The 21,412-nt window shown below is 61.9% G+C and carries 19 protein-coding genes; 11 read left to right on the forward strand and 8 right to left on the reverse strand.

The window, feature by feature from the left end; all coding sequences use genetic code 11:
- Nucleotides 1-6 precede the first annotated feature (6 nt).
- The 6 genes from ASD73_RS01335 (at nt 7) to ASD73_RS01360 (ending at nt 6,086) form a co-directional block, all read left to right on the forward strand.
- Nucleotides 7-1,479 (forward strand): aldehyde dehydrogenase, encoded by a 1,473-nt coding sequence (locus ASD73_RS01335; protein WP_200934858.1) that lies wholly within the window; start codon nt 7-9, stop codon nt 1,477-1,479.
- Nucleotides 1,480-1,664: 185 nt separating this feature from the next.
- Entirely contained in the window at nt 1,665-2,015 is a 351-nt protein-coding gene (locus ASD73_RS01340; RefSeq protein ID WP_056369818.1) for a cupin domain-containing protein, read from the forward strand.
- 130 nt (nt 2,016-2,145) lie between these two features.
- Nucleotides 2,146-3,183 (forward strand): carbon-nitrogen hydrolase family protein, encoded by a 1,038-nt coding sequence (locus ASD73_RS01345; protein WP_056369816.1) that lies wholly within the window; start codon nt 2,146-2,148, stop codon nt 3,181-3,183.
- Nucleotides 3,184-3,202: 19 nt separating this feature from the next.
- The gene (locus ASD73_RS01350) at nt 3,203-3,946 is read left to right on the forward strand and encodes a maleate cis-trans isomerase family protein (RefSeq protein WP_056369815.1); all 744 of its coding nucleotides are present in this window, start codon (nt 3,203-3,205) and stop codon (nt 3,944-3,946) included.
- Nucleotides 3,947-3,989: 43 nt separating this feature from the next.
- Nucleotides 3,990-5,321: an MFS transporter gene (locus ASD73_RS01355; RefSeq protein ID WP_056369813.1), complete on the forward strand. Its 1,332-nt coding sequence runs from the start codon at nt 3,990-3,992 to the stop codon at nt 5,319-5,321.
- Between the two features lie 132 nt (nt 5,322-5,453).
- On the forward strand, nt 5,454-6,086 hold the full coding sequence (locus tag ASD73_RS01360) for a hypothetical protein (RefSeq protein WP_156377245.1): 633 nt from the start codon (nt 5,454-5,456) through the stop codon (nt 6,084-6,086).
- Between the two features lie 118 nt (nt 6,087-6,204).
- Here ASD73_RS01360 and ASD73_RS01365 read toward each other — a convergent pair whose 3' ends face one another.
- On the reverse strand, nt 6,205-6,522 hold the full coding sequence (locus ASD73_RS01365) for a nuclear transport factor 2 family protein (protein ID WP_200934859.1): 318 nt from the start codon (nt 6,520-6,522) through the stop codon (nt 6,205-6,207).
- A 128-nt stretch (nt 6,523-6,650) separates the two neighbouring features.
- A complete protein-coding gene (locus ASD73_RS01370; RefSeq protein ID WP_156377246.1) occupies nt 6,651-7,091 on the reverse strand; it encodes a YybH family protein in 441 nt (146 codons plus the stop codon).
- Nucleotides 7,092-7,214: 123 nt separating this feature from the next.
- Between ASD73_RS01370 and ASD73_RS01375 the strand changes: the two genes are divergently transcribed.
- Entirely contained in the window at nt 7,215-8,150 is a 936-nt protein-coding gene (locus tag ASD73_RS01375) for a helix-turn-helix transcriptional regulator (protein ID WP_056369808.1), read from the forward strand.
- Between the two features lie 856 nt (nt 8,151-9,006).
- On the opposite strand, the gene ASD73_RS01380 is transcribed toward ASD73_RS01375, so the two are convergent.
- The 6 genes from ASD73_RS01380 to ASD73_RS01405 form a co-directional block, all read right to left on the reverse strand.
- On the reverse strand, nt 9,007-10,437 hold the full coding sequence (locus tag ASD73_RS01380) for an NAD-dependent succinate-semialdehyde dehydrogenase (protein ID WP_156377247.1): 1,431 nt from the start codon (nt 10,435-10,437) through the stop codon (nt 9,007-9,009).
- Between the two features lie 55 nt (nt 10,438-10,492).
- Nucleotides 10,493-11,149 carry a flavin reductase family protein gene (locus ASD73_RS01385; RefSeq protein WP_200934860.1) on the reverse strand — a complete coding sequence of 219 codons (657 nt, stop codon included), beginning with the start codon at nt 11,147-11,149 and terminating at the stop codon, nt 10,493-10,495.
- 7 nt (nt 11,150-11,156) lie between these two features.
- Nucleotides 11,157-12,353: an amidohydrolase family protein gene (locus ASD73_RS01390; RefSeq protein ID WP_056369804.1), complete on the reverse strand. Its 1,197-nt coding sequence runs from the start codon at nt 12,351-12,353 to the stop codon at nt 11,157-11,159.
- A gap of 3 nt (nt 12,354-12,356) precedes the next feature.
- Nucleotides 12,357-12,929 carry a hypothetical protein gene (locus ASD73_RS01395; RefSeq protein WP_056369802.1) on the reverse strand — a complete coding sequence of 191 codons (573 nt, stop codon included), beginning with the start codon at nt 12,927-12,929 and terminating at the stop codon, nt 12,357-12,359.
- Between the two features lie 63 nt (nt 12,930-12,992).
- Complete coding sequence (locus ASD73_RS01400) at nt 12,993-14,105, reverse strand: alpha/beta hydrolase family protein (RefSeq protein ID WP_056369800.1); 1,113 nt, start codon at nt 14,103-14,105, stop codon at nt 12,993-12,995.
- A gap of 60 nt (nt 14,106-14,165) precedes the next feature.
- On the reverse strand, nt 14,166-14,753 hold the full coding sequence (locus ASD73_RS01405) for an amino acid synthesis family protein (protein ID WP_056370451.1): 588 nt from the start codon (nt 14,751-14,753) through the stop codon (nt 14,166-14,168).
- 964 nt (nt 14,754-15,717) lie between these two features.
- On the opposite strand from ASD73_RS01405, the gene ASD73_RS01410 reads away from it, so the two are divergent.
- From ASD73_RS01410 to ASD73_RS01425, 4 genes are all read left to right on the forward strand, one after another.
- Nucleotides 15,718-17,181 carry a 4-hydroxyphenylacetate 3-hydroxylase family protein gene (locus tag ASD73_RS01410; RefSeq protein ID WP_056369798.1) on the forward strand — a complete coding sequence of 488 codons (1,464 nt, stop codon included), beginning with the start codon at nt 15,718-15,720 and terminating at the stop codon, nt 17,179-17,181.
- Nucleotides 17,182-17,239: 58 nt separating this feature from the next.
- Nucleotides 17,240-17,623: a VOC family protein gene (locus tag ASD73_RS01415; protein ID WP_056369797.1), complete on the forward strand. Its 384-nt coding sequence runs from the start codon at nt 17,240-17,242 to the stop codon at nt 17,621-17,623.
- A 178-nt stretch (nt 17,624-17,801) separates the two neighbouring features.
- Nucleotides 17,802-18,557, forward strand: a complete 756-nt coding sequence (locus ASD73_RS01420) for a GntR family transcriptional regulator (protein ID WP_056375897.1) — start codon at nt 17,802-17,804, stop codon at nt 18,555-18,557.
- A gap of 413 nt (nt 18,558-18,970) precedes the next feature.
- Nucleotides 18,971-21,265 carry a TonB-dependent receptor gene (locus ASD73_RS01425; protein ID WP_162248116.1) on the forward strand — a complete coding sequence of 765 codons (2,295 nt, stop codon included), beginning with the start codon at nt 18,971-18,973 and terminating at the stop codon, nt 21,263-21,265.
- Nucleotides 21,266-21,412 lie beyond the last annotated feature (147 nt).

Genomic DNA, 21,412 nt, shown 5'->3' on the forward strand with positions numbered 1-21,412 from the left:
AAAATCGTGGAGATTGCAGATCGATTCCGGGCCGAAGAGGAACTTTCCTCGAATGTCCGCGGCCGCTTCTACATAGGCGGGCAATGGGTATTTCCGGAAACGGATGCGTTAATCTCGCTGGTCTCGCCCGTCACCGAGGAAGTCCAGGCGCAGGTTCCAGCCGGCTCGATCGCCGATATGGCCAAGGCGGTAGATGCAGCCGACCTCGCGTTCCAGGCCGGCCCCTGGCCGCGACTGACGCCGGCAGAGCGTGCGGCCTATCTGCGCCGCGTTGCTGACGAGATTCGCGCACGCCTGCCGCTCCTGAAACGCCTTTGGCCCGCCCAGATCGGCGCGCCCATGTGGATGTCAGAGGGCTTCGTGCCTTCGGCGCCGGCCCATTTCGACTTTTTCGCGGGCTTGGCCGAGAGTTTCACCTTCGAAGAAGAACGCAAGACCCAGTTCGGCTATGCCAAGGTCATCCGCGAACCCGTTGGGGTCTGCGCGCTGATCGTTCCCTGGAACTCGCCGCTGTTCCTGCTGACGCAGAAGCTCGCGCCGGCGCTCCTTGCCGGCTGCACCGTCGTGGTCAAGCCGAGCCCCGAATCTCCGATCGACGCGTTGATCATCGCCGAATGCGTCGAAGCGGCCGGAATCCCGGCGGGCGTCGTCAATATTGTTCCTGCCGGCCGCGAGACGGGCGATTGGCTGATCCGCCAGCCGCAGATCAACAAGGTCAGCTTTACCGGCTCGGTTGCGGCGGGGAGGCATATCGCCGCGGTGTGCGCCGACCGGATTGCCCGGGTCAGCCTGGAACTCGGGGGTAAATCGGCTTCGATCCTCTGCGAGGACGCCGATCTTTCCGCTTGGCTCGAAACCGCCCTGCCCTTCACCATGCCGCTGGCGGGGCAGGTCTGCTTTTCGCAGACGCGCGTCCTCGTCCCGCGCAGCCGGCACAAGGAAATCGTCGAAGCCTATGCCGACACCATGGCGAGCAAGACGCTGGGCGATCCCTGGGAGATTTCGACCTTCATGGGCCCCGTCGCAAGCGCAGTGCAGCGCGACCGCGTGCTGAACTATATCGACATCGCGAAACAGGAGGGCGCGCGCGCCGTCATCGGCGGCAGCGCGTCGACGGCCTTCAACCGTGGCTATTTTATCGAACCGACGATCTTCGAAGGCGTGACGAGCGACATGCGCGTCGCGCAGGAAGAAGTCTTCGGGCCTGTCGTGTGCATCATCGATTATGACGATGACGCCGACGCGGTCCGGATCGCCAACGACAGCAATTTCGGGCTGAGCGGCACGGTCTTTTCGCGCGATCTCGCGCGCGCCGAGGCAATCGCCCGGCAGGTCCGCACCGGAAACATCAGCATCAACGGGTTGCAGGTCGATCCCGGAATTCCTTTCGGCGGCTACAAGCAATCGGGCATCGGCCGGGAAGCGGGTCCCGAAGGCCTCGAACCCTATCTGGAGACCAAGGCGATCTATTTTTCATGAGAGGACGCGCGCTAGCCCCGCCTTCATCGCGGGACGACATACGTGCAACTGCAATCAAAATGAAGTAGTATGCGGCAGACCGCCATCGACGGCGCTGCTCGCGAAACGAAAGAAGATGCGCTTCGCGTCACGGCCTTGCCGATCGGCGGCAGGCACTGCGAAGCGATTTGCAGAGGAGACGGAAAATGACAAAATATGTGATGAAAAACGAGCGCGAGTTTAAGGACGATTCCGCCGTCGGCCATGCTATCCCCCGCGCCGTCCTATATGATGGCATGGGGTTCCAGACGTCGGTGGTGCGGATGTACAAGGGTCAGGACCTTGGCATGCACCGCCATGACAGCTGGGTTCAGGTCTTCGTCCTGTCGGGCAGACTCCACTGCTCGATCGAGGATCGCGAGTGCGGCCCGGGCGACTATTATTGCGTCGAGCCCGGAGACGAGCATCGCGAGATCGGCCTGGAAGACAACACCGATATCCTGCTGATCAAGGCCTTGCCCAACATCCAGTATCAGGTCGAGCCACAGCCCGTCTGACCCACCCCGGCGGGCACCGAACGGAAGCGGCCGGCGCGAGACCGGTCGTTTCCCGTTGCTTTGCTCCTGCGCCCGATTGCCAAATGCCCGCGCGGCCGGAACGCCGTCTACAATCAAGAAAGATCGATCGATGATTCCAACCGGCGAACTGCCCTGCTTTACCGCCGCCGCCGTCCAAAAGGCTCCCGCCTTTCTGAATGCGATGGCGACAGCGGAAATCGCCGCCTCGTCGATTCGCGAGGCGGCGGCGGGCGGCGCGAAGCTGGTCGTGTTCCCGGAAGTCTTCATCCCGGGCTATCCCTATTGGTCGTGGATCTCGGATCCGGTCACGGGAAGCCCCTGGTTCGAGAAGTTGGTCAAGGCCTCGATCCTCATTCCGGGTCCCGAAATCGCGCGGGTGTGCGAGGCGGCGGCGGCGCACAAGGTGCATGTCGTCATCGGGGTCAACGAACGCAGTCCTGTTTCGCTGGGAACGCTTTACAATACGCTGGTCTTCATCGGTTCCGACGGCGCCATCATCGGCAAGCACCGCAAGCTGGTGCCCACCTGGGCCGAAAAGATGACCTGGGCGGGCGGCGATGGGTCATCGCTCAAGGTCTATGATACGGAACTGGGGCCGCTCGGAGGGCTCGCCTGCGGCGAGAATACCAATACCCTCGCGCGCTTCGCCCTGCTCGCGCAAGGCGAACTCATTCATGCAGCAAGCTATATCTCGCTCCCGGTCGCGCCGCCCGACTATGATATGGCCGAAGCGATCCGCCTGCGCGCCTCGGCGCATTCGTTCGAGGGCAAAGTCTTCACCATCGTCGCGACCTCAACCATCTCGGAAGAGATCATCACCGCGATGGAAACGGTCAATCCCAACGCGAGACAGATGCTGGAACGCAAATCGAGCGCCTTTTCGGGCATCATCGGCCCCGACGGCCGTGTTGTGGGATCGCCGCTGATAGACGAGGAGGGGATCGTTTATGGCGAGATCGACCTCAACCGCTGCATCCAGCCAAAGCAGATGCACGACATCATCGGCCATTATAATCGTTTCGACATTTTCCGCCTCGAAGTGAACCAGGCGCCGCAATCTGCCATTTTTTTCCCGGGGCTCGCTGACCGGTCCGAACCCGCCGACGCGGGCGAGGATGCGCCGCGTCCCGACGCGACATCATTTTAAGAAAAGGAATTTCCCGGCCATGATCAAGATCGGACAGATCGTCCCCAGTTCCAACCTGACGATGGAGCGGGAAATACCCGCCATTTTCCGTGCCCGCGAGCAGGTTTCGCCCGAGCGCTTCTCCTTTCATTCGAGCCGCATGCGGATGAAGAAAGTGACGAAGGAAGAGTTGGAAGCGATGGACGCCGATTCCGACCGCTGCGCGCTGGAGTTGTCCGACGCAAAGGTCGATGTGCTGGGCTATGCGTGTCTGGTTGCGATCATGTCGATGGGGCACGGCTATCATCGCGTCTCGCAGGCGCGCCTTCGCGAACGCACGCGCGAGAATGACGGCGACGCGCCCGTCGTGACCAGCGCCGGCGCGCTCGTCGAGGGTCTCGACGCCCTCGGTGCCAAGAAGATCGCGGTGATTGCGCCTTATATGCAGCCCCTCACCAAAATGGTCGTCGATTATATCGAGAATGAGGGCGTAACGGTGCAGGATTATATCGCGCTGGAGATCCCCGACAATCTTGCGGTCGGCGCGCGCGACCCCCTCGCCCTCCTCGACATCTATCCACGCCTCGACACGAAAGGCGTCGATGCCGTCGTCCTCTCGGCCTGTGTGCAGATGCCATCGCTCGCCGCGATCCAGCAGGTCGAGGATCGCCTCGGCGTCCCGGTCACGTCGGCGGCCGTTTGCACGAGCTGGAAGATGATGAAGGAACTCGGAATCGACACCCGCGTGCCCGACTGCGGCACGCTGCTGTCGGGACGTTTCTGACGGCCCGCCGACGTGGCGTGAACCGAAAATCAAGGGGGGCGGAATGGAAGATGCAGGCCAACGCGGCGCCGATCCGCGCGATATCATTGCACAGGCCCCGATGGGCGTGCGTCAGAAGCTCATTATCGCGCTCTGCGTGCTGATTCTCGCGGTCGATGGCTATGACGTGCTCTCGATCGGTTTCGCAGCACCCGCGATCGCGGCCGAGTGGGGCATCGATAAGCGCATGCTCGGTCTGGTCCTGTCGATGGAACTGGTCGGCATGGCGTTCGGTTCGGTCCTCCTCGGCCGGGTTGCCGACCTTGCGGGACGCCGGCCGACGATGATCGGCTGCCTGATCCTGATAGCGACCGGTATGACCATGGCATCCTTTGCCGGCGGCGTTGCAAGCCTTTCCCTTTTTCGCCTTCTCACCGGCTTTGGCATCGGCGGGGTCATGTCTTGCGCCAGCGCGGTTGCGGCCGAAGTATCGAGCGCCAAGGCGAAGGGCGCCGCCGTCACGTTGATGGCCTCTGGCCTGCCGGTCGGCGCGCTGCTCGGCGGGCCGGTGGCGGGCCAATTCCTTGCGTCCGGAAACTGGCCGGCCGTCTTTCTCCTCGGCGCGGGGGTCACTGCGCTGCTCATACCGCTCTGCTGGGCGATCCTGTGCGAAACGCCTGCCTATCTGGTCCAGGCGCGCGGCTCCGAAGAGGACCGGCTCCTGCGCATCAACGTCGTCCTGTCCCGGTTCGGGCATCCGCCGGTCGAACGCCTCGCGATCGCCGACGCGGACAGGCCGAGCGGGCTCGTCCGTCAACTGGTGGGCGGCGGCTATCTGCGCGTCACGCTGATGCTGATACTCGCCTATTTCCTCCATATGATCTCGATCTACTTCATGATGAAGTGGCTGCCGACGATCGTCGTCGATCTGGGGCATGCGCCGGCCGAGGGCGTCGCGGTGCTGCTATGGCTCAATGCCGGCGGATTGTGCGGATGCCTGTTGATCACTCTTGCCAATCTGAGGCTGGACAATCGCCTGGTCGTTCCCGCGGTGCTTGCGGCAACCGGCGTCGCGATACTCCTTTTCGGACAGGCGCCCAACGAGCTTCCTTGGCTGAAAACCGCGGCAGCGCTCACCGGCTTCGCCGGTCACGCAGCGGTTGTCGGTTCCTATGCCATCATCGCCCAGTCCTTCCCGAGCTATCTGCGCGCCACCGGCGCCGGACTGGTGCTGGGTCTCGGTCGCGCGGGTTCGGCGCTCGGGCCGATCATCGCGGGCGCGCTCCTTGCCGACGGGTGGGGTCTGATGTGGGTCGTCACCCTGATGAGCCTCGGCTCGTTTTTCGGCGCCGCCGCACTCTTCTCGCAGCGGCACAACCGCAAGGAAGCGCATTGACGGCGCGCGCCCTGCGCCGGCGCGTCGGCAATGGCAGGGTCAACGCCCGCGTCAACCCGCCCGGGGAAACAGTCCTCTTTTGCGCGATGGCTGTTTCGGCCCGCCTCAACCACAACCCGCCCGAGGCGATCCATGGGCAACCGGCCCAAATCAGACCGTCATCTCGAAGTCGCTCGCTCGTTTCCCCGATATTGGTCTGACAGGAGTGTCCGACTGGCTGAGGGCGAATCGTCGCCACGAGACGGCAGCCGGGCTTTCATCGAAGTCGAGCTGGCACGCCTGCTCGCATCCCCAGAATTCGTACGAGCGCCGATGCTGTCGCGGTTGCTGACGTTTCTGGTCGATCATCGACTGCGTGGGGGCGGTCGTCCTCCCAAAGGATATGTCATCGCGACCGGGGCGCTGGGTCGCCGCGCCGATTTCCATCTGGCCAGCGACAGCTATCCAAGGGTCATGGCGGCGCGCTTGCGAATATTGCTCGACCGCTACTATGACCAGATTCAATGGCGTCATCGCCTCAGCGTTCCGCGGGGTCGTTACGCGATCATCATCCAAGAACGCGCGGCGCCGCCGGCCGGCGGGCCAGATCGGGAGCCGGGCGCGACGTCGGCGTCGGTGGCGCGCCCCGCGCTGCCGCGCCCGACTGGCCAATTTGTCGAGGTTGCGCGTCCCGCATCCCCCTTGCCGGAACTGCCGAAGATGCTCGCCGGCCTGCTAGCCAGCGCCGCGACGGCGTCGCCAGCCTGCTTCCTCTTCTGCGGTTGACGGCCCGGCTTATGGAGCGCGGCGGTGCTGGCGCCCGTCGTCGAATGAACACTTTGCATTTGTAGAGGGGAATAGCCCGCGGCTTCCTGAGTTCATGCGCCGCAAGCGATAAGCCTGTTCAACGAACCCAGAAGGAATCTTCCTCGGCGGGATCGGACGAAAACAGCCACATCACAACGATCCTGCCTTCCGAAAAACGAAGCAGATCGATGCCGGCCTGCGACAGCTTCACCCCGTCACGTTCGCCGGAAAACTCGATTTCCACCGCGACCAGGTCTCCATTCGCCATGAACCGGTTAGCTGCTGCAATCGCGAAGCTCCTCTTAGACACTTCCGTCATTTGACCGAGCAGACCGCCAACGGCAGCAATGCCGGTGTGCGTGCCGGAGAAGCGATTATTTCCCGGCTGGTGCCAGATGGCAGCCGGCGAGAGCAACGCCCCAGAGCAGCCTGGTCGCCCTGCTGGACCGCAGTGATATAGGCCCTGGCAATTTCGAGGTTCGTCATTTGGCGCCGTTCCGCAATGGAAAGGACGGAGCCATTGGGGCTCCATCCTTCCGAAAGTCAGGACATGATGCCTTCTATGGCTGCGGGAAGGCGCGTGAACGCCCAATGGACGTGCGCCACCTTCCAGTTCCCGTCGACGACCCGGTAGACCTGCGTCGAATTCCACGTCATCCCTCCCTTCTCCCCGCCGGCGCCGTCCGGAACGAAATTGAACAGATTGTAGGTAGCGACCGCCATGTCGCCGCCGTCGCTGATGATCACCTGTGGGTTGGGAAGATCGTTACGCAGAATATTGAGCTTGCCCTCGAACATTTCGCGGAAATAGGCCTCGACGGCGGGCTTGCCGTCGAGCCGTCGCTCCGTAAGCGGATCGAAATAGGTCACGTCGTCGGTATAGGCCTCAAGGGCGCCATCGACATCCCCGCGGTTCCAGCGCTCGTTGATCGCCAGTTCCATATCGATAATGGTCTGCGTTATGCCGCTCTTGTCCGTTGCCAATTTACATCTCCGATTGCATTTGCCAAACCGATAATTAATATCCGCAAGCTGCCATTACACGGTCGTTTTTTGCCATTTTCCGATATTTTTCGGACAATCAGTCATACCTGGAGGCAATCTGCCATGCGCGGCGACAAGTCCGAAATCACAAGGCTCGACTATCGCCCCCCCGGGGTCGATCTGGATATCGAGATCTTCCAGGTTTCCGAGCTCAGACAGCGCGCAACGCATGAGGAACTGCGCGCAAGCCATCGCTATGAATTCCATCTGATCATTTGCGTTACCCAAGGCACGCCGATCCAGTTCGTCGATTTTCACCCTGTCGCGTGCGCTCCCGGCTCGGTCGTCGTCATCCGGCCCGGCCAGCTCCACGACTTCGGCCGCGATACGGATTGGGAGGGATGGATGCTGCTGTTCCGATCCGAGTTTCTTCGCGCATCGATCGATGGCCACCCGAACGATTACATGCTCGAGATCGAGCGCCTCCCGGTTCATCTCCTGCTGGGCGTACCGGCGTTGCGCACGGTGACACAATCGATCGTCCGCATGCGCGCGGACACTCGGTCCATTGCGCGTCTCGACATGGTCCAGGCTTTGTTGAAGCATGAGCTTTGCGCGCTGCTTCTTCGGTTGATACTCCTTCGCCATGAGCCCGACCGCCGGACTGTCCCACCGGGAAAGGCGCAGCAGCGCTTCGCGAAATTTCGCGAACTCGTCGAGCGCAAACATGCCTCCTGGCACCAGGTTGCGGATTATGCAGCAGCACTGGGATGCACCGAGCGAAGCCTGACGCGCGCCGCACTCGATGTGGACGGCCGCACGGCAAAGCAGGTCATCGCCATCAGGCTCGCGCTCGAGGCGAAGCGATTGCTGGCCCATACCGACCTGTCGATCCATCAGATCGCCGGCGAATTGGGATTTGACGAACCCACCAATTTTTCCAAGTTTTTCAAGCGCGAATCAGAATTGACGCCCGCTTTCTTCAGGCGGCGACATCGCAGCAGCACCCGGTCGCTGCCGGCGCACGGCGCCGCCGGCGCAAAGGCCGCGGGGCGTTAGAAACCGGTCGCGGTCCGACCGCGGGCGGTCCGGCGCGTCGCCGAAGCCGACTGCCGCAGGTCTCGCGAAACCAGGCTCTCACATCAGCTCGAACCGGGCCTCAGGCTGCAGCGCACGGGCGGGATCGGGTGTCGTGACAGGAAGCTGCGGCCGGCCCGATGCGCGGTCGGTTCGCCATTGCCCGCCGAGAAGAGGCATGGCGGCGGTCCCGTCACGGGTCTCGCGCCACGAGAGCGGCCGACAAGCGTATCGACTTCCAGGGAGGCGAGCGTTTCTGCCAGGAGCGCCGAATCGTGCGGGTCACCACAGGCGCCCAGCGCCGCGAACCCCGCCTCCCAGAGACTGTGCACGAAACCAATTGCTGGCGCCAGGCCCTGCCGGTCGCGCGGGAATAGGCGGCGACCAGACCGGCCGCAGTGGCGCCGTCAGCGAAGACCGAAGCGGTAGCTCTGGCGACCACCGGAGATCGGTCGACATGCGGTCGATCCCGGCGCCGAAAGCGTTGGCAGCTTGGCTGGAGGCGGATCAACGACGCCGCACTGGCCATAGATCGTCCGGAAATCGCGGCAAATCGAGTTGATCGGGCTTCCAGCTCGATCCTGCCGAACCCTTGAGCCGGCCGCGTTCTGACCGGATCTGCGGCACATTCCACCGCGCACGACGCATGCTGTGCTCGACCCGCTTCGCGATCGCTGGGTACAGACTTTGAGAGGGAGCCAGAGCGAGAAGGAATGGACTTGCTCGAACCTGTGACGCTCGGCGGATTTGAACAGTCCGGCTCAGCATTCGAAGCGAACCGGACCGCGGCCTATGCCATATGTCCGAAAATCCCCCGTCATACATATAGAATCGCAGCCTAGACCGCGATACAGGCGTATTTCGTCTCGAGATATTCATCGATGCCTTGGCGCGCGCCTTCGCGGCCAAGACCCGAGGTCTTGATGCCGCCGAAAGGCGCGAGTTCGGTCGATATCAAGCCGGTGTTCACCCCGACCATCCCCGTTTCCACCTTTTCAACGAACCGCCAGGCCCGTGACAAATCTCGCGTGTACACATAAGCTGCCAGCCCGGCCTCGGAACTGTTCGCCAAGGCGATCGCCTCGGCCTCATCTTCGAACGACATGATCGCTGCAACCGGGCCGAATGTTTCTTCGCGCATCACCCGCATCTCGCCGGTCACGCCGGTCAGGATCGTCGGCGACATGAAGCGTCCACCCGCGGGTGCCGGGCCCCCGCCCGTCTCGATTTTCGCGCCCCCATTCACCGCGTCGCCGATGTGCGCCAATATCTTGGCCACCGCCGCATCGTCGATGAGTGGACCGACCTGGCTTTCGGAATCGGAACTCGGGCCCACTTTCAGCAGCTCTGCTGCCGCTATCAGCTTGGTCACGAACAGGTCGTGGACGCCGCGCTGGACATAGATCCGGTTCGTGCAAACGCAGGTCTGGCCGGCGTTGCGGAACTTCGACTGGATCGCGCCTTCCACTGCAGCGTCTACGTCGGCGTCGTCAAAAAGAATGAAGGGTGCATTTCCGCCGAGTTCAAGGCTGAGCTTCTTTATCGTCGGCGCGCACTGCGCATAGAGAAGCGAGCCGACCGCGGTAGACCCGGTGAAGGACAATTTTCTCACCACCGGGCTTTCCGTGAGGCACTGTCCGATCTCGACGGCATCCCCGGTGACGATATTGAGCAGCCCCGCGGGCAGCCCGGCAGCCTGGGCCAGGGCACCCAAGGCGAGCGCGGTAAATGGCGTCTGCTCCGCGGGCTTGACGACCACCCCACAACCCGCCGCGAGGGCGGGCGCAATCTTCCGCGTCACCATCGCTGCCGGAAAATTCCATGGGGTAATCGCGGCGACGACCCCGATCGGCTGTTTCAAGACCATGATGCGCTTGTCGGTCGTCGGGCCCGCAAGCAATTCGCCATATATGCGTTTCGCCTCTTCGGCATACCACTCGATAAAGCCGGCCGCATAAGTGATCTCGTCGCGGGCCTCGGCGCGCGGTTTTCCTTGCTCCTGCGCCAGGAGCGCTGCCAGTTCCTCGCGGTGGTCGATCACCAGCGCATAAAAGCGCTGCAGAACGGCTGAACGGTCTTTCGCCGGACGCGCGGCCCAGCCAGCTCTCGCCCGGTCGGCGGCCGCAATCGCCCTGCCGGCTTCCACCTTCCCCAGCCGCGGCACGCGCCCGATGATCGCGCCGGTCGCCGGATCGTCGACGTCGAGCCAGGCATCGCCCGCGACCCAGTCGCCGTCGATGAGGCATGCCTCACGTTTCAGCTCGATCATCAAATGCTCCGAATTGGGAAAGGATGTGATAGCGAACGGCCGCCCAGTCGCGGTTTCATCTGCGCGGGCCGGGCCGATGCATCTCGAAAATATCGCCGCAGGTCGCGTAGTCGAGATATCCCAACCGCGCGAGCGGTCGATAGCGTCCGCTATCGATCCGGCCATCGTGGATGATGTCCGGGTCGATATGGATCCCCACGACCTCGCCGAAGGTCGCCGTGTTGCGCTGCCCCGAGACCGGGCAAGCCGGGAGTTCGACAATCGTCGCTACCTTGCATTCCAGCGACAAAGGCGATTCCGCCACGCGTGGCGGACGGATCGCGCGGCTCGGCGCCTTGGTCACTCCGACGAGGTCAAATTCGTCGATGTGACGATCCACCATGCTCGACGAGCGATTCATCTGCTCGCGCAACTCCCACGTCGCGACGTTGAAGACAAATTCGCCATTTTGCCGAACGTTGCGAAGCGTATCCTTGTCCCCTCCCTCGGCGTGGCTCGCGTTGGCGCAGAACATCACCATCGGTGGCGATTGGCATGCCATGCCCGAAAAAGAAAAAGGGGCTAGGTTGGCGATCCCCTCGGACGTGATCGTGCTGATCCAGGCGATTGGCCTTGGCACCACGAGCGCCGTTACCGGATTGTGCCGCAGTCCCATCGCCGCGAGCTTATCCGCGTCCGCAAGGTCGCGCGGCTCGATGAACAGACGTTCCATGATGCCGTCAATGCGCTGCGGCAGAAAAATCTTGGACGACGCGCGAAGACGCAACACGAACCGTTTTCATCGGCGCCGGCGTATTACGGCTGCGGCCCACGAAACGAGGAATACCGTCGGTGATGACCGCCGCAACCGCCGGGATATCACCGTTACGCAGGGCATCGAGCGCATTGTCCTTCGACCCGCCCACGCAGGCATCGAGGATAACCAGGTCAGCATCGCAGCCGACCTTCACAAAGCCATTGTTCAACCCGTAAACCTTGGCATTATTGCCGGTCGCGGCTGCGATCGCCCATTCGACCGGCATGTCGGTCAGGCTCGCGAGATGGGTGATCGTATAGAGCATTCCCAGCGGCATGATGCCCGATCCCGTTGGTGTGTCCGTTGCGATCAGAAAGCGATCGAAAACGTCCGCCTCGCGCACCATATCCCCCAAAAGCAGCAGCGTGCGCAAATTGCCGGCGGTGCAGACTTGTAATGCGATGTCGCTTTCATAGACCATCTTCGCAAATCCGGCTTCCGGCATAGCCACCGGCCCGCCATTCACATGAAAGGACACATGCGGGTTCATCGCCATCAGATGCTCGGCCCAGATTCCCGAGGATCCCGGAATGGATGACCCACCCGTGTGGACCGTCGTGATCATGCCATACTTGCGGGCCCAGCCGATCATCGGCACATAGTCATAAGGCGTCAGGACGCCCCCGAATCCCGCCTTGGCAAGCCAGACGCCCTTGGCGGCGATCTCGGCGAAGTCGGCCTCGACCAGACCGGGTTCGAGGATGATCGAGCCTGCATGAACGCGCATGCCGCCCGGCCGGTAATTCTCGAAACATTTCATCGCCGCGACGGCGAGCGCTTTCACGCCTTCGGGATCCTTCGGTCGCCCGGGCACATGGACTTCCGACGCGCTAATCGACGTGGTTGTGCCGCCGTGGACATAGCTTTCAAGAAAACCCACGGTTTTTTGCCGCGGCGTATAATCGCCGAACGTGTTGTGAATCTGTGAATCGATCAGGCCCGGAATAACCGTGGCGCCCGCCGCATCGATGACGACATCGCAGTCCTGCGCCAGGTTCGCGGGTTCATCGCCAACAAAGGCGATCTTGCCATCCTCGGTTATGATCGTGTTGCCGGCAGCGAAAGGCTCCCGCCAGTCGCCGGTGACGATGACATCGATGTTGACGATCGCGACCTTCATGATTCAATCCTCAATCTTGGTATCGAGTTTCACCGGCGGAACGACGGGTTTGCCGTCCTTCATCTTCATCCGCGCCCGCGCCTTTTCGACGTCGAGCGGACAGAGCCGCTGCAATGTCTTGCGCGAATAGATGGTGATCTCGATATTCGGACCATGTCCGACATTCTGGTGGGCGACCCCGCGCGGAATGACGGTCATCTCGCCCTCGTTGATCGTTATGGGCCCCGTCTCGCTGTTCAGCGTGCGCGATCCCTTATATTGGAACGCCCACTCGTCGGCGCCCAGATTGCGGTGCCAGCCGCCCTGCTCGCGATCGCAATTGGCCACTTCGATGATGATATCCTCGTTGCCGAAAAGAACCAGTGGCAAAAACCCGTTTTCCATGTCGACGCCGGTGACGACATCGGGCGTCAGGATTTCATCGAGCGACAGCTTTTCCATCTTGCGACCGCCGCGGTTGCTGTTCTTCAGCATATCCTCGTCGCGATCGATCGTGAAACGCTCGTCCGGCCCATCGCCCCAGTCGGCGATGGAGGGTCCCCAATAGGTCACGAATTCCTTGACCGTCTTTCCCATCGCTTCTGTCTCCCAAGTTATGGACCGTGCAAAATTGCCCGGAGATCTCAATTGTCGAGCCGGTCAGACGGCAAGTTTCCTCGCCATCCAGTCGGCGCAAATCTGAAGCGCCGGGAGATGGTTGTCGAACTGCGTGTGGGCAGCCCCGCCATTGTCCCCGTCGAATATCACCATGGCCTTGTCTTCCGACGCAATCGCGGCGAACATTTCATTGGCATCGTCCATCAGCACCTGCCGGTCATCCGCACCGTGCATGATCAGGAACGGACAGGTGATCTTGTCCGCGAAAGGTTCGATCCTGAAATCCTTGACCGCATCGATCGCGGCTTCCATCGTGTCGGTCCCGGTTATGTACATCAGTTGGAATGTCGGGGCGCCGGCTATGCCCGTCCCTTGCATGCGCCTTACCCAAACGCGATGATAGTCGTAGATCGCCCCCCAGGCGACAACGGCCTTGAGCCCCGGGGAAAAGGCTGCGGCGCGCGCGACATAATAGCCGCCCAAGCTCGAACCGACCAGGCCGATGCGCGCGGCATCGACGTCGCCGCGCGACGACAGATAGGCGATCGCGGCATCCACCGGCCGCTCGTAATCGGCGCGCGTCACCAATTTGCGGAGCCGCAGCGCCTCCCCGATTCCGGGCGTGTCAATGAACAAAGCCGAGATGCCGCGCTGCGCGAACTGGGTCCGGGCCCGCAGGAACCAGAGCTCCTTGGTCGTATCGAGCCCACAGATGAATATCGCAACCGGGCGCGGCCCGTCGCCGACACCGGGGACGAAATAGGCCGGAAGCGAAGCGCCTTCGAACGGAACCTCGACGCGCTCGACGGGATAGGAAGCCCTCGATCGCGCTTCGTCGAAACTCTTCAGGACCTCGGCATAGGATTCCAGTCGCTTCGGGTCCGAAGGCGAGATGAAATGTTCCGAAATCGTGTGATACAGCGCCGCGAGGAAGAAATTCTCCGAGGCAGTGAACGCCGAGCTCGCTTCGTCTCGCGCGCGCGCTTCGAGACGCTCCGCGAGCCGCGCCCACTCCTTGTGCCAGACTGCATCGTCCCCGCCGCTCGCGAGGAGCGTCTGGTGGATCAGCGCGACGTCGCCCAGCTGCGCACCCGCCGAAAAGGCGAGCAGCGTATTGTAGGACCAGCGATAATTTCCGGGAAAAAACTCAAACATGCTTCAGGCTCCGCCGGCTTTGTGAAAACTGATCCGAGAAGGCTCTAGACAACCCGACCTTCAGGTCAGGCCATCCAGCCCTTTGATCTCGCTCGCCGCGAGGCCCCCGACACGCGCGTTGGGGCGACCGCGGGTCGCCACCGCAAATATCACCAGTACCTCGTCCGGCGATGGGGCATCCCCGAATGTCACCGTCACCGTATCATAATGCGAACGGACATAAAGCGCGTCCTTGTGCGCCAGCGGCACATCGATCGAAGCACCCGGACCGCCGCGCTTGCCCGTGGAAGGAACCCACGACTTGCCGCCGCCGATCGCTTCCCGGATCGGATCTGCGAAAAGCGACGTGAGCATCGCATTGCCATGTTCATATTCGCCGGCGGTTCCGACGATGCAAGCCTTGCCATAGCTCTGAATCTCATGCCCGTTCGCTGCCGCGACAAGTCGCTCGGCGATCTGTGCACCGAGCGTCTCGGAAGGCAGAATCGAGGCGCTTAAATCCTCACCGAACGCCCCGGCGAAGGGATTGGTCACGGCTGCGGCGACAACAAACTTCCGAACAGGCTCGCCGTCTACCGCGACGCCCATTTCGCTGTAGTGCACCTCTTCCGAATACTCATACCATTTGCGGATCCGCAGATTTTCCATGATTTTGCGATGCCTTTTCGATCTTGCGTTATCGATGATGATTTCTGCCATTTCATATCCCCAGTGCACCATCGTGACCCCGCCTGCCGGACCCATGAAGCGGAACTGCGTGTTCCGCTCAGGCCGTGCCGATTGTTCCGTCGGCCACATCGGCCGCCCTGCCCTTCAGAAATGCACTGAGTGGCATGACCTCGGGTTATATTATTGTATTATCATATGCAAGGCCCGAAGTTCGGGAGAACCGAAATTTCCTCGGAAGCGGATCGCAGCCGCGACGGGTAAAAGCGCACAGGAACGGTTACGGGCCAATGCATTAGAACCACAAAACTCTGTATTTACGCAATTTTTTCTTTCTTCAGCCAGCCAGTACACGCTAGGCCGAGAGTATTCGGCCATCTCAAGGCGGTTCCCGCCCGTCGCCGCCGCTTGCAATCGAGCTGGGTGAGCGCCTTTGAAAGCACGCCCAAATGGCCTTCCCAATGGATCGTCCCGCCCGGCCGGCACGAGGCTGGAGCCGATCTACCGCTAGTCATACAATCTAAGTGACTATACGGCGACCGCTTACGGCCGCACGATCGATTACGGAGAGGCGCCGCGTCGAAAGGGACGATCATCTGGCGGCCTTAACGGTGGCGCTTTCCGCCGCGCTCCCAGGAACCCAGCTTTTCCGGCGATCATCGGTGAACAAAGATGTACGATGCTTCCAGGCGAGCTTGGAGCCGCGTGCGCCCGCTTTGATAAGGCGCCGCCGCGGGCCTCGCGCGCAATCGGGTCGCCAATGCACCCGCGGCGCGCGCCTCGCGACCGCACCGCTGCACATCATGGATGCGCCTGTCGAACCCCGGACGCCTCTCCGGCATCCGCATATTGCATTCACCTCTAAACTTTACTACAATCATATTGTATGACGATATAGGGCAACGGCCCGATTTGAGTCGGTGAACACGGAAAGGCAATCGATATTATGAGCAATACGGCGGCGCCCAAAACTGGCGCGGAACATATCGATGCGTTGCGCGACGGTCGAACGATCATCCTCGATGGCGCTCTAGTCACCGAGCATGTCGATCATCCCGCATTCGCCAACGCCGTGCGAACCGGCGCCGCCTTGTACGATTTTGCCGCCAATCCCGCCAATGAAGAGAAAATGACATTCGCATCGCCGACATCAGGCCGACGTGTGAGCCGCGCCTGGCAGTTGCCAAGAAACTACCAGGAACTGGTGCAGCGACGCGAGGCGCTCGACGAAATCTCGAAATCGACCTTCGGCTGGGTCGGACGCACGCCCGATCATGTCGCGTCGGCGCTGTCGGCCATGATGATGTCGATCGACTTCTTCGAACGGCACGGCCCCAAGCGCGCCGCCGCGGTTCGCGATTATTTCACCTGGGCGCGCGACAATGACATTTGGTGCGGCTATGCGATCGTGCCGTCGCAGATCGACCGGCTGCCGCCCCGGGTCCCGGGCGAGCCGGCCGATGCGACGATCGTCGACGAGGATAGCGAAGGCATCACCATCAAGGGCTCACGGCAATTGTCGACGGGACTTCCGATGGCGCAGGAACTGCTGATCGCCGCGGTCCGCCCGCTCAAACCCGGTCAGGAGAATGTCAGCTTTACCGCGATGGTGCCGCTATCCGCAAAGGGGCTGAAGCTGATTTCCCGACGCTCCTATGAAGCGCATTCGGTCAGTCCGTTCGATTCCCCGCTCTCCTCCCAATATGACGAGAATGACAGTGTCGTTTATTTCGACGAAGTGAAGATTCCCTGGGAGCGGGTCTTTATCCACAATGATGTCGAAGCGGCGCGCGCGCAATGGTTCGATACGCCACTGATGGCCTATCAAAATTATCCCGCGCAGATCCGATTGAGCAACAAGTTGGCCTTCATGGTCGGGTTGGCGCACCGAATGTCGATAGCAAACGGCAGCCTTCAGATGCCCGGCACGCAGGAAGCGCTCGGACAAATGGCGGCCGACGCAAACCAGGTTCGGGCGATGGTCCTCGCGATGGAGGTGAGCGGAGTCCAGTATGGCGAATATTTCATTCCCGACTCTTCCCTCCAATATAGTGCGCAGGTCCTCAGCCAGCAGCTTTATCCGAAGTTCATCACGCGCTTTCGCGAACTGGCCGGCGGCTCGGTCCTCGCGCGCCCATCCTCTCATCTCGATCTGACGAGTGCCGCGAGCGCGGACTTTATCGAGCGAACTCAGGGCAGCGGCATCCAGTCGGCGGTTGATCGCGTTAAGCTGTTCAACCTGGCGTGGGATGCGATCGGTTCGGAGTTCGCGTCGCGGCATACCCAGTATGAAATGTTCTATGCTGGCCCAACCTTTTCCAGCCGGATGCGCAACTTTGGTTCATTCGACTGGGAAGCCGTTGGATCGCAGGTCGATGCGTTCCTGGCGCGCGTCCCCGGGCCCGGCTGATCCACCCGGTCGAATATCGTGCGAAGAACGAGCATTTCGGTTTAAAGAAAGGTGATCCATGTTTAATCATGTCATGGTCGGCAGCAACGATGTCGATGGCGCTCGCCGGTTCTACGACGCAGTTCTCGGCGCGCTGGGGTTTTCGCCGAGCTCGGTGCCCGGCATCGCTGCCTACCCCAGTGACGGCGGCAACTTCGTCGTCGTGTCGCCCAGCAACGGTGAACCCGCATGCCACGCCAATGGCGGAACGATCGGCTTTCGGGCGACCAGCTACGCGCAGGTCGATGCCTTTCATGCGGCGGGCCTGGCGAACGGCGGTGCGTGCGGGGGTGCACCGGGGTTTCGCGAAAGCTCGCCCGGCCGAAAATATGGCGCATATCTTCGCGATCCGGACGGCAACAAGATTTGCGCCTTTGCTCCCCGGTCCGATCGGGATCCCTGATCGGCGATTATTTCGGGTTGCAAGTTGGTCATCCGGAACGCCTCGCTGGCGAGGCGGTGCCCGACCGGGCAGGCGCGCGCGCCTGTCGGGTTGGCGCGATCCCCCTTGATCGCCGGCTTGACGAAATGCAAAGAAGACGAGCATACAAAATACCGGGCCGGCCGAGAGGGCTGGCCAAATGAAGGAAATGCCGAAAATGCGCTTGCCCGAGATGGACGCCCAAGCGGGGGACGCCCTCGACCTTCGGATATCGCCGGTGTCCGTCCGCTCTCAAACGGTGGCGAAACTTCGCGAAGCGATCGAGATGGGACAATTGCAGCCGGGCGAGCGGCTCGTAGAGACCGCCTTGTGTCAGCGGATGGGGGTCAGCCGCACGTCAATTCGCGAAGCGCTTCGCCGGCTCGAAGCCGAGCATCTGGTAACGAATACTCCGAATATCGGTCCTTCGGTCGCCATCATCGACTGGAAGGCGGCAGAGCAGATCTACGAAGTACGGCGCCTGCTTGAAGGAGAGGTCGCGGCTTTGTGTGCCGAACGCGCTTCTCCCGATACGTTGACGGCCATCGAGCGGGCGGTTGACGCGTTTGAAACGGCAGTTCGGGCGGATGATGCAATCAAGCGCATCCGCACGACCGAAGCCTTTTATGATGCGATCCTGGACGGGTGCGCGAATGACGTCATGCGCGACATGGTCGTCGGGCTCAACGCACGTGTGTCCCTGCTTCGTGCGACCTCGATGTCGCGCTCGGGGCGAGCGAATGAAAGCATCGTCGAACTTCGCAGAATCTACGAGGAAATTGCAAAGGGCAACGCCGCGGGAGCACGAACCGCCGCCCAGGATCATGTGCGAAGCGCAGCGGCGTCGGCTCGTAAGGTGTTCGCCGACCATAAGGGCGACGTCGATGCGCCCCCTCGCGCCGATGGAGCCAAATAGGTCCTTAACCACTCCCGCCGCCGAGCGGGCGGCGACCCGGGCGCCGGGGATGATCGCACCTGACCTCCGCCGAGGCGAGTCTGGTGTTCCCCGAACCTGAACGGTGGAGTCATGCTCTCCGGTAAGGATCGCTTACGGCCGCATGGTCCCTCGTTTGCCGTGGAGGGCCGGCGTCCCCTCCACGGACGCCGTCACCGCACGCCAGTGACAGCCATATAAAAAAGGCGCGACCCGCGCGCGATCAGGCGTCCCGAGCGCCGGCCGTCGGCAGCAGCCCGCGCCTCGCCTGTGCTTGCACGCGATCTCCGCTCTGCCCGCTGTCATATGCTTTTTGACTTGCGTTCGCTCACAGTCCATACAATAATACAATCTTATCGTATGACGCTATTGGGAGACGGCGGATGATGAGAGGCATGACACGATTGTCGCTGGGGGCGGCGTGGTTCGCTATGCTGGCGACGGGCAGCGTAACCGGCGCGTCGGCGCAGTCGGCGGCCGCGAGCCAGGCGGATGAAAACGCCGAGCCGGGAGTCGGCGATATCGTCGTCACCGCGCAAAAACGGCAAGAGTCCGTCAACCAGGTCGGCATGTCCATTACGGCGCTGAGCGGCGAAACACTGACGAACCTCGGCGTCGTCAACGCCGAAGACCTTGTGAAGGTCGTCCCAGGCTTCAACTATACCAAGGGAGCGTATGGCCAACCGGTTTTCACGGTGCGCGGCATCGGCTTTAACGAAACGAGTCTGGCGGCGGCGCCAACGGTCACGGCCTATGTCGATGAAATTCCCCTTCCCTATTCGCTGATGACCGAAGCCGTCGGACTCGATCTCGAGCGCGTCGAGGTCCTCAAAGGCCCTCAGGGCACGCTTTTCGGGCAGAATTCGACCGGCGGCGCGATCAATTTTATCGCGGCGAAGCCCACCGCGGTGCGCGAGGGCGGGTTCGACCTCACCGTGGCCCGCTTCAACGCCATCAGCGCGACAGCCTTTGTCAGCGGTCCGCTGAGCGAAACGCTTCGCGCCCGGCTTGTCGTGCGCAAGGACTATGGAGATGCATGGCAGCGCAGCGTATCGCGCCCCGAGGACCGGATGGGAAAGACGGACCGGCGACAAGCGCGCTTTCTGCTCGATTGGACACCTACCGATCGCCTGTCGCTTCTGCTCAATCTGAATGGCTGGCAGAACAAGTCCGAACCGCAGGCGGGGCAGTTCGGTGGGGTGCTGAACGCGCGCGTGCCGGCCATCGTCGGGCAACAGGCGCGACCCACCGGCAGCAACCGGCTGGCCGACTGGGATCCGAACAGCAATTTCTATTTGAACAATGATTTCTGGCAGGTCGCGCTTCGCGGCGAATATGAATTGAACGACGCGCTGTCCTTCACAAGCATCAGCGCATATTCCTCCTATGACCAGGACCAATTTCTCGACGCCGATGGAACGGCGTTCCAAGTCTTCTCGTCGCGCGGCATCGGGTCGATCGAGACATTTTCCCAGGAAATGCGTCTCGCCGGGGAAGTGGGCTCCAACATACAATGGATGCTGGGCGCAAATTACCAGCACGACCGGGTCGACGACGAGTCCGCCCCCTATGTCGGTGTTTCGAGCTTTCCTTTCGACAGCGCCAACGCCGTCGCTCATAACAAGGTCGACACCTATTCCGGGTTCGGCAACCTCGACTGGGAATTCGCCTCCGGGCTGACATTTACCGGCGGGCTCCGCTATAGTTGGCAGGACCGCGCGTTCGAGGGCTGCCTTTACGACACCGGGTCCGGCGTGCTCGCCAACCTGCTTTCCGGTGTCTCGACGCGGTTGAGCGGAACGCCGACCGTCATTCCGCCTGGCGGCTGTGTCACGCTCAATTCCCAGAACTTCAAACCGCAAGTCGTCGAGGACCAGCTGAAGGAGGGAAGCCTCTCGTGGAAAGCCGGCCTCAACTGGCAAATCGATCCACGCAAGCTGCTCTACGCCTCGGTCAGTAAAGGCTATAAGAACGGCGTGTTCATCACGACGGGCGCGACCTTCGATCTCTCGCTGGCTCCCGCGAAGCAAGAGTCCGTCCTCGCTTATGAGGCCGGCTTCAAGCTCGGTCTTCTCAACAGAAGTTTGCAGATCAACGGCGCCATATTCTATTACGACTATAGCGACAAACAAATCCGGGGCCGGATCATCGATCCGGTCGTGGGCGCATTCAACCGTATCCTCAATGTCCCCCAGTCGCGCAGCGCGGGCGCGGAACTGCAGATCGTGTGGGAACCGCTCGCGGGGCTCAGCATCAACGGCGGCGCCACATATATCGACAGCAAGATTCTCGGCACCTTCGTGAACTTCACGCCGCTTCTCAATCAGAAACTGCTGAGCGGAGAGCCCTTCCCTCTTACGCCGAAATGGCAGTTGACCGGCGATATCCAGTATGATTTTCCGGTCACCTCCGATGTTCACCTGTTTCTCGGCGCCAATGCGACGCATCAGGGAAAAACAAATGGGGCGCTCGGCCAGGAAGCGCTTTTCGATATCAAAGCCTATTCGCTCGTGGACGTGCGCGTCGGCATCCGCGACGAGCAGGACCGCTGGCGCCTAACCGGATTCATCCAGAATATCGGCGACGTCTATTACTGGAACAATGTCGCCGCCCCGAGCCCCGACGCGGCTTACCGCCTGACCGGTCGGCCGCGAACCTACGGCGTCACCGCCCGATTCCGGTTCAACTGACCGCTCTTGCAGGTGCATGGGCCGGACAGATCCCTGGCGGTCCGGCGACAATGCCCTGCAGGGTTCGGCCTGCCTTGCTTGTCCTGCGGGTCGGGCAGGCTGGACCCGCGAAAGGCGCGTTGAAGCTTGCTTATTATATGATAGTAA

Source organism: Sphingopyxis sp. Root154 (assembly GCF_001427105.1).
Classification (GTDB): Bacteria; Pseudomonadota; Alphaproteobacteria; order Sphingomonadales; family Sphingomonadaceae; genus Sphingopyxis.

Coding starts and splice junctions, on each gene's coding strand:
- ASD73_RS01340 (WP_056369818.1), top strand. CDS start 1,665: ATGACAAAATATGTGATGAAAAACGAGCGCGAGTTTAAGGACGATTCC.
- ASD73_RS01345 (WP_056369816.1), top strand. CDS start 2,146: ATGATTCCAACCGGCGAACTGCCCTGCTTTACCGCCGCCGCCGTCCAA.
- ASD73_RS01350 (WP_056369815.1), top strand. CDS start 3,203: ATGATCAAGATCGGACAGATCGTCCCCAGTTCCAACCTGACGATGGAG.
- ASD73_RS01355 (WP_056369813.1), top strand. CDS start 3,990: ATGGAAGATGCAGGCCAACGCGGCGCCGATCCGCGCGATATCATTGCA.
- ASD73_RS01360 (WP_156377245.1), top strand. CDS start 5,454: ATGGGCAACCGGCCCAAATCAGACCGTCATCTCGAAGTCGCTCGCTCG.
- ASD73_RS01375 (WP_056369808.1), top strand. CDS start 7,215: ATGCGCGGCGACAAGTCCGAAATCACAAGGCTCGACTATCGCCCCCCC.
- ASD73_RS01380 (WP_156377247.1), bottom strand. CDS start 10,437: ATGATCGAGCTGAAACGTGAGGCATGCCTCATCGACGGCGACTGGGTC.
- ASD73_RS01385 (WP_200934860.1), bottom strand. CDS start 11,149: ATGGAACGTCTGTTCATCGAGCCGCGCGACCTTGCGGACGCGGATAAG.
- ASD73_RS01390 (WP_056369804.1), bottom strand. CDS start 12,353: ATGAAGGTCGCGATCGTCAACATCGATGTCATCGTCACCGGCGACTGG.
- ASD73_RS01395 (WP_056369802.1), bottom strand. CDS start 12,929: ATGGGAAAGACGGTCAAGGAATTCGTGACCTATTGGGGACCCTCCATC.
- ASD73_RS01400 (WP_056369800.1), bottom strand. CDS start 14,105: ATGTTTGAGTTTTTTCCCGGAAATTATCGCTGGTCCTACAATACGCTG.
- ASD73_RS01405 (WP_056370451.1), bottom strand. CDS start 14,753: ATGGAAAATCTGCGGATCCGCAAATGGTATGAGTATTCGGAAGAGGTG.
- ASD73_RS01410 (WP_056369798.1), top strand. CDS start 15,718: ATGAGCAATACGGCGGCGCCCAAAACTGGCGCGGAACATATCGATGCG.
- ASD73_RS01415 (WP_056369797.1), top strand. CDS start 17,240: ATGTTTAATCATGTCATGGTCGGCAGCAACGATGTCGATGGCGCTCGC.
- ASD73_RS01420 (WP_056375897.1), top strand. CDS start 17,802: ATGAAGGAAATGCCGAAAATGCGCTTGCCCGAGATGGACGCCCAAGCG.
- ASD73_RS01425 (WP_162248116.1), top strand. CDS start 18,971: ATGACACGATTGTCGCTGGGGGCGGCGTGGTTCGCTATGCTGGCGACG.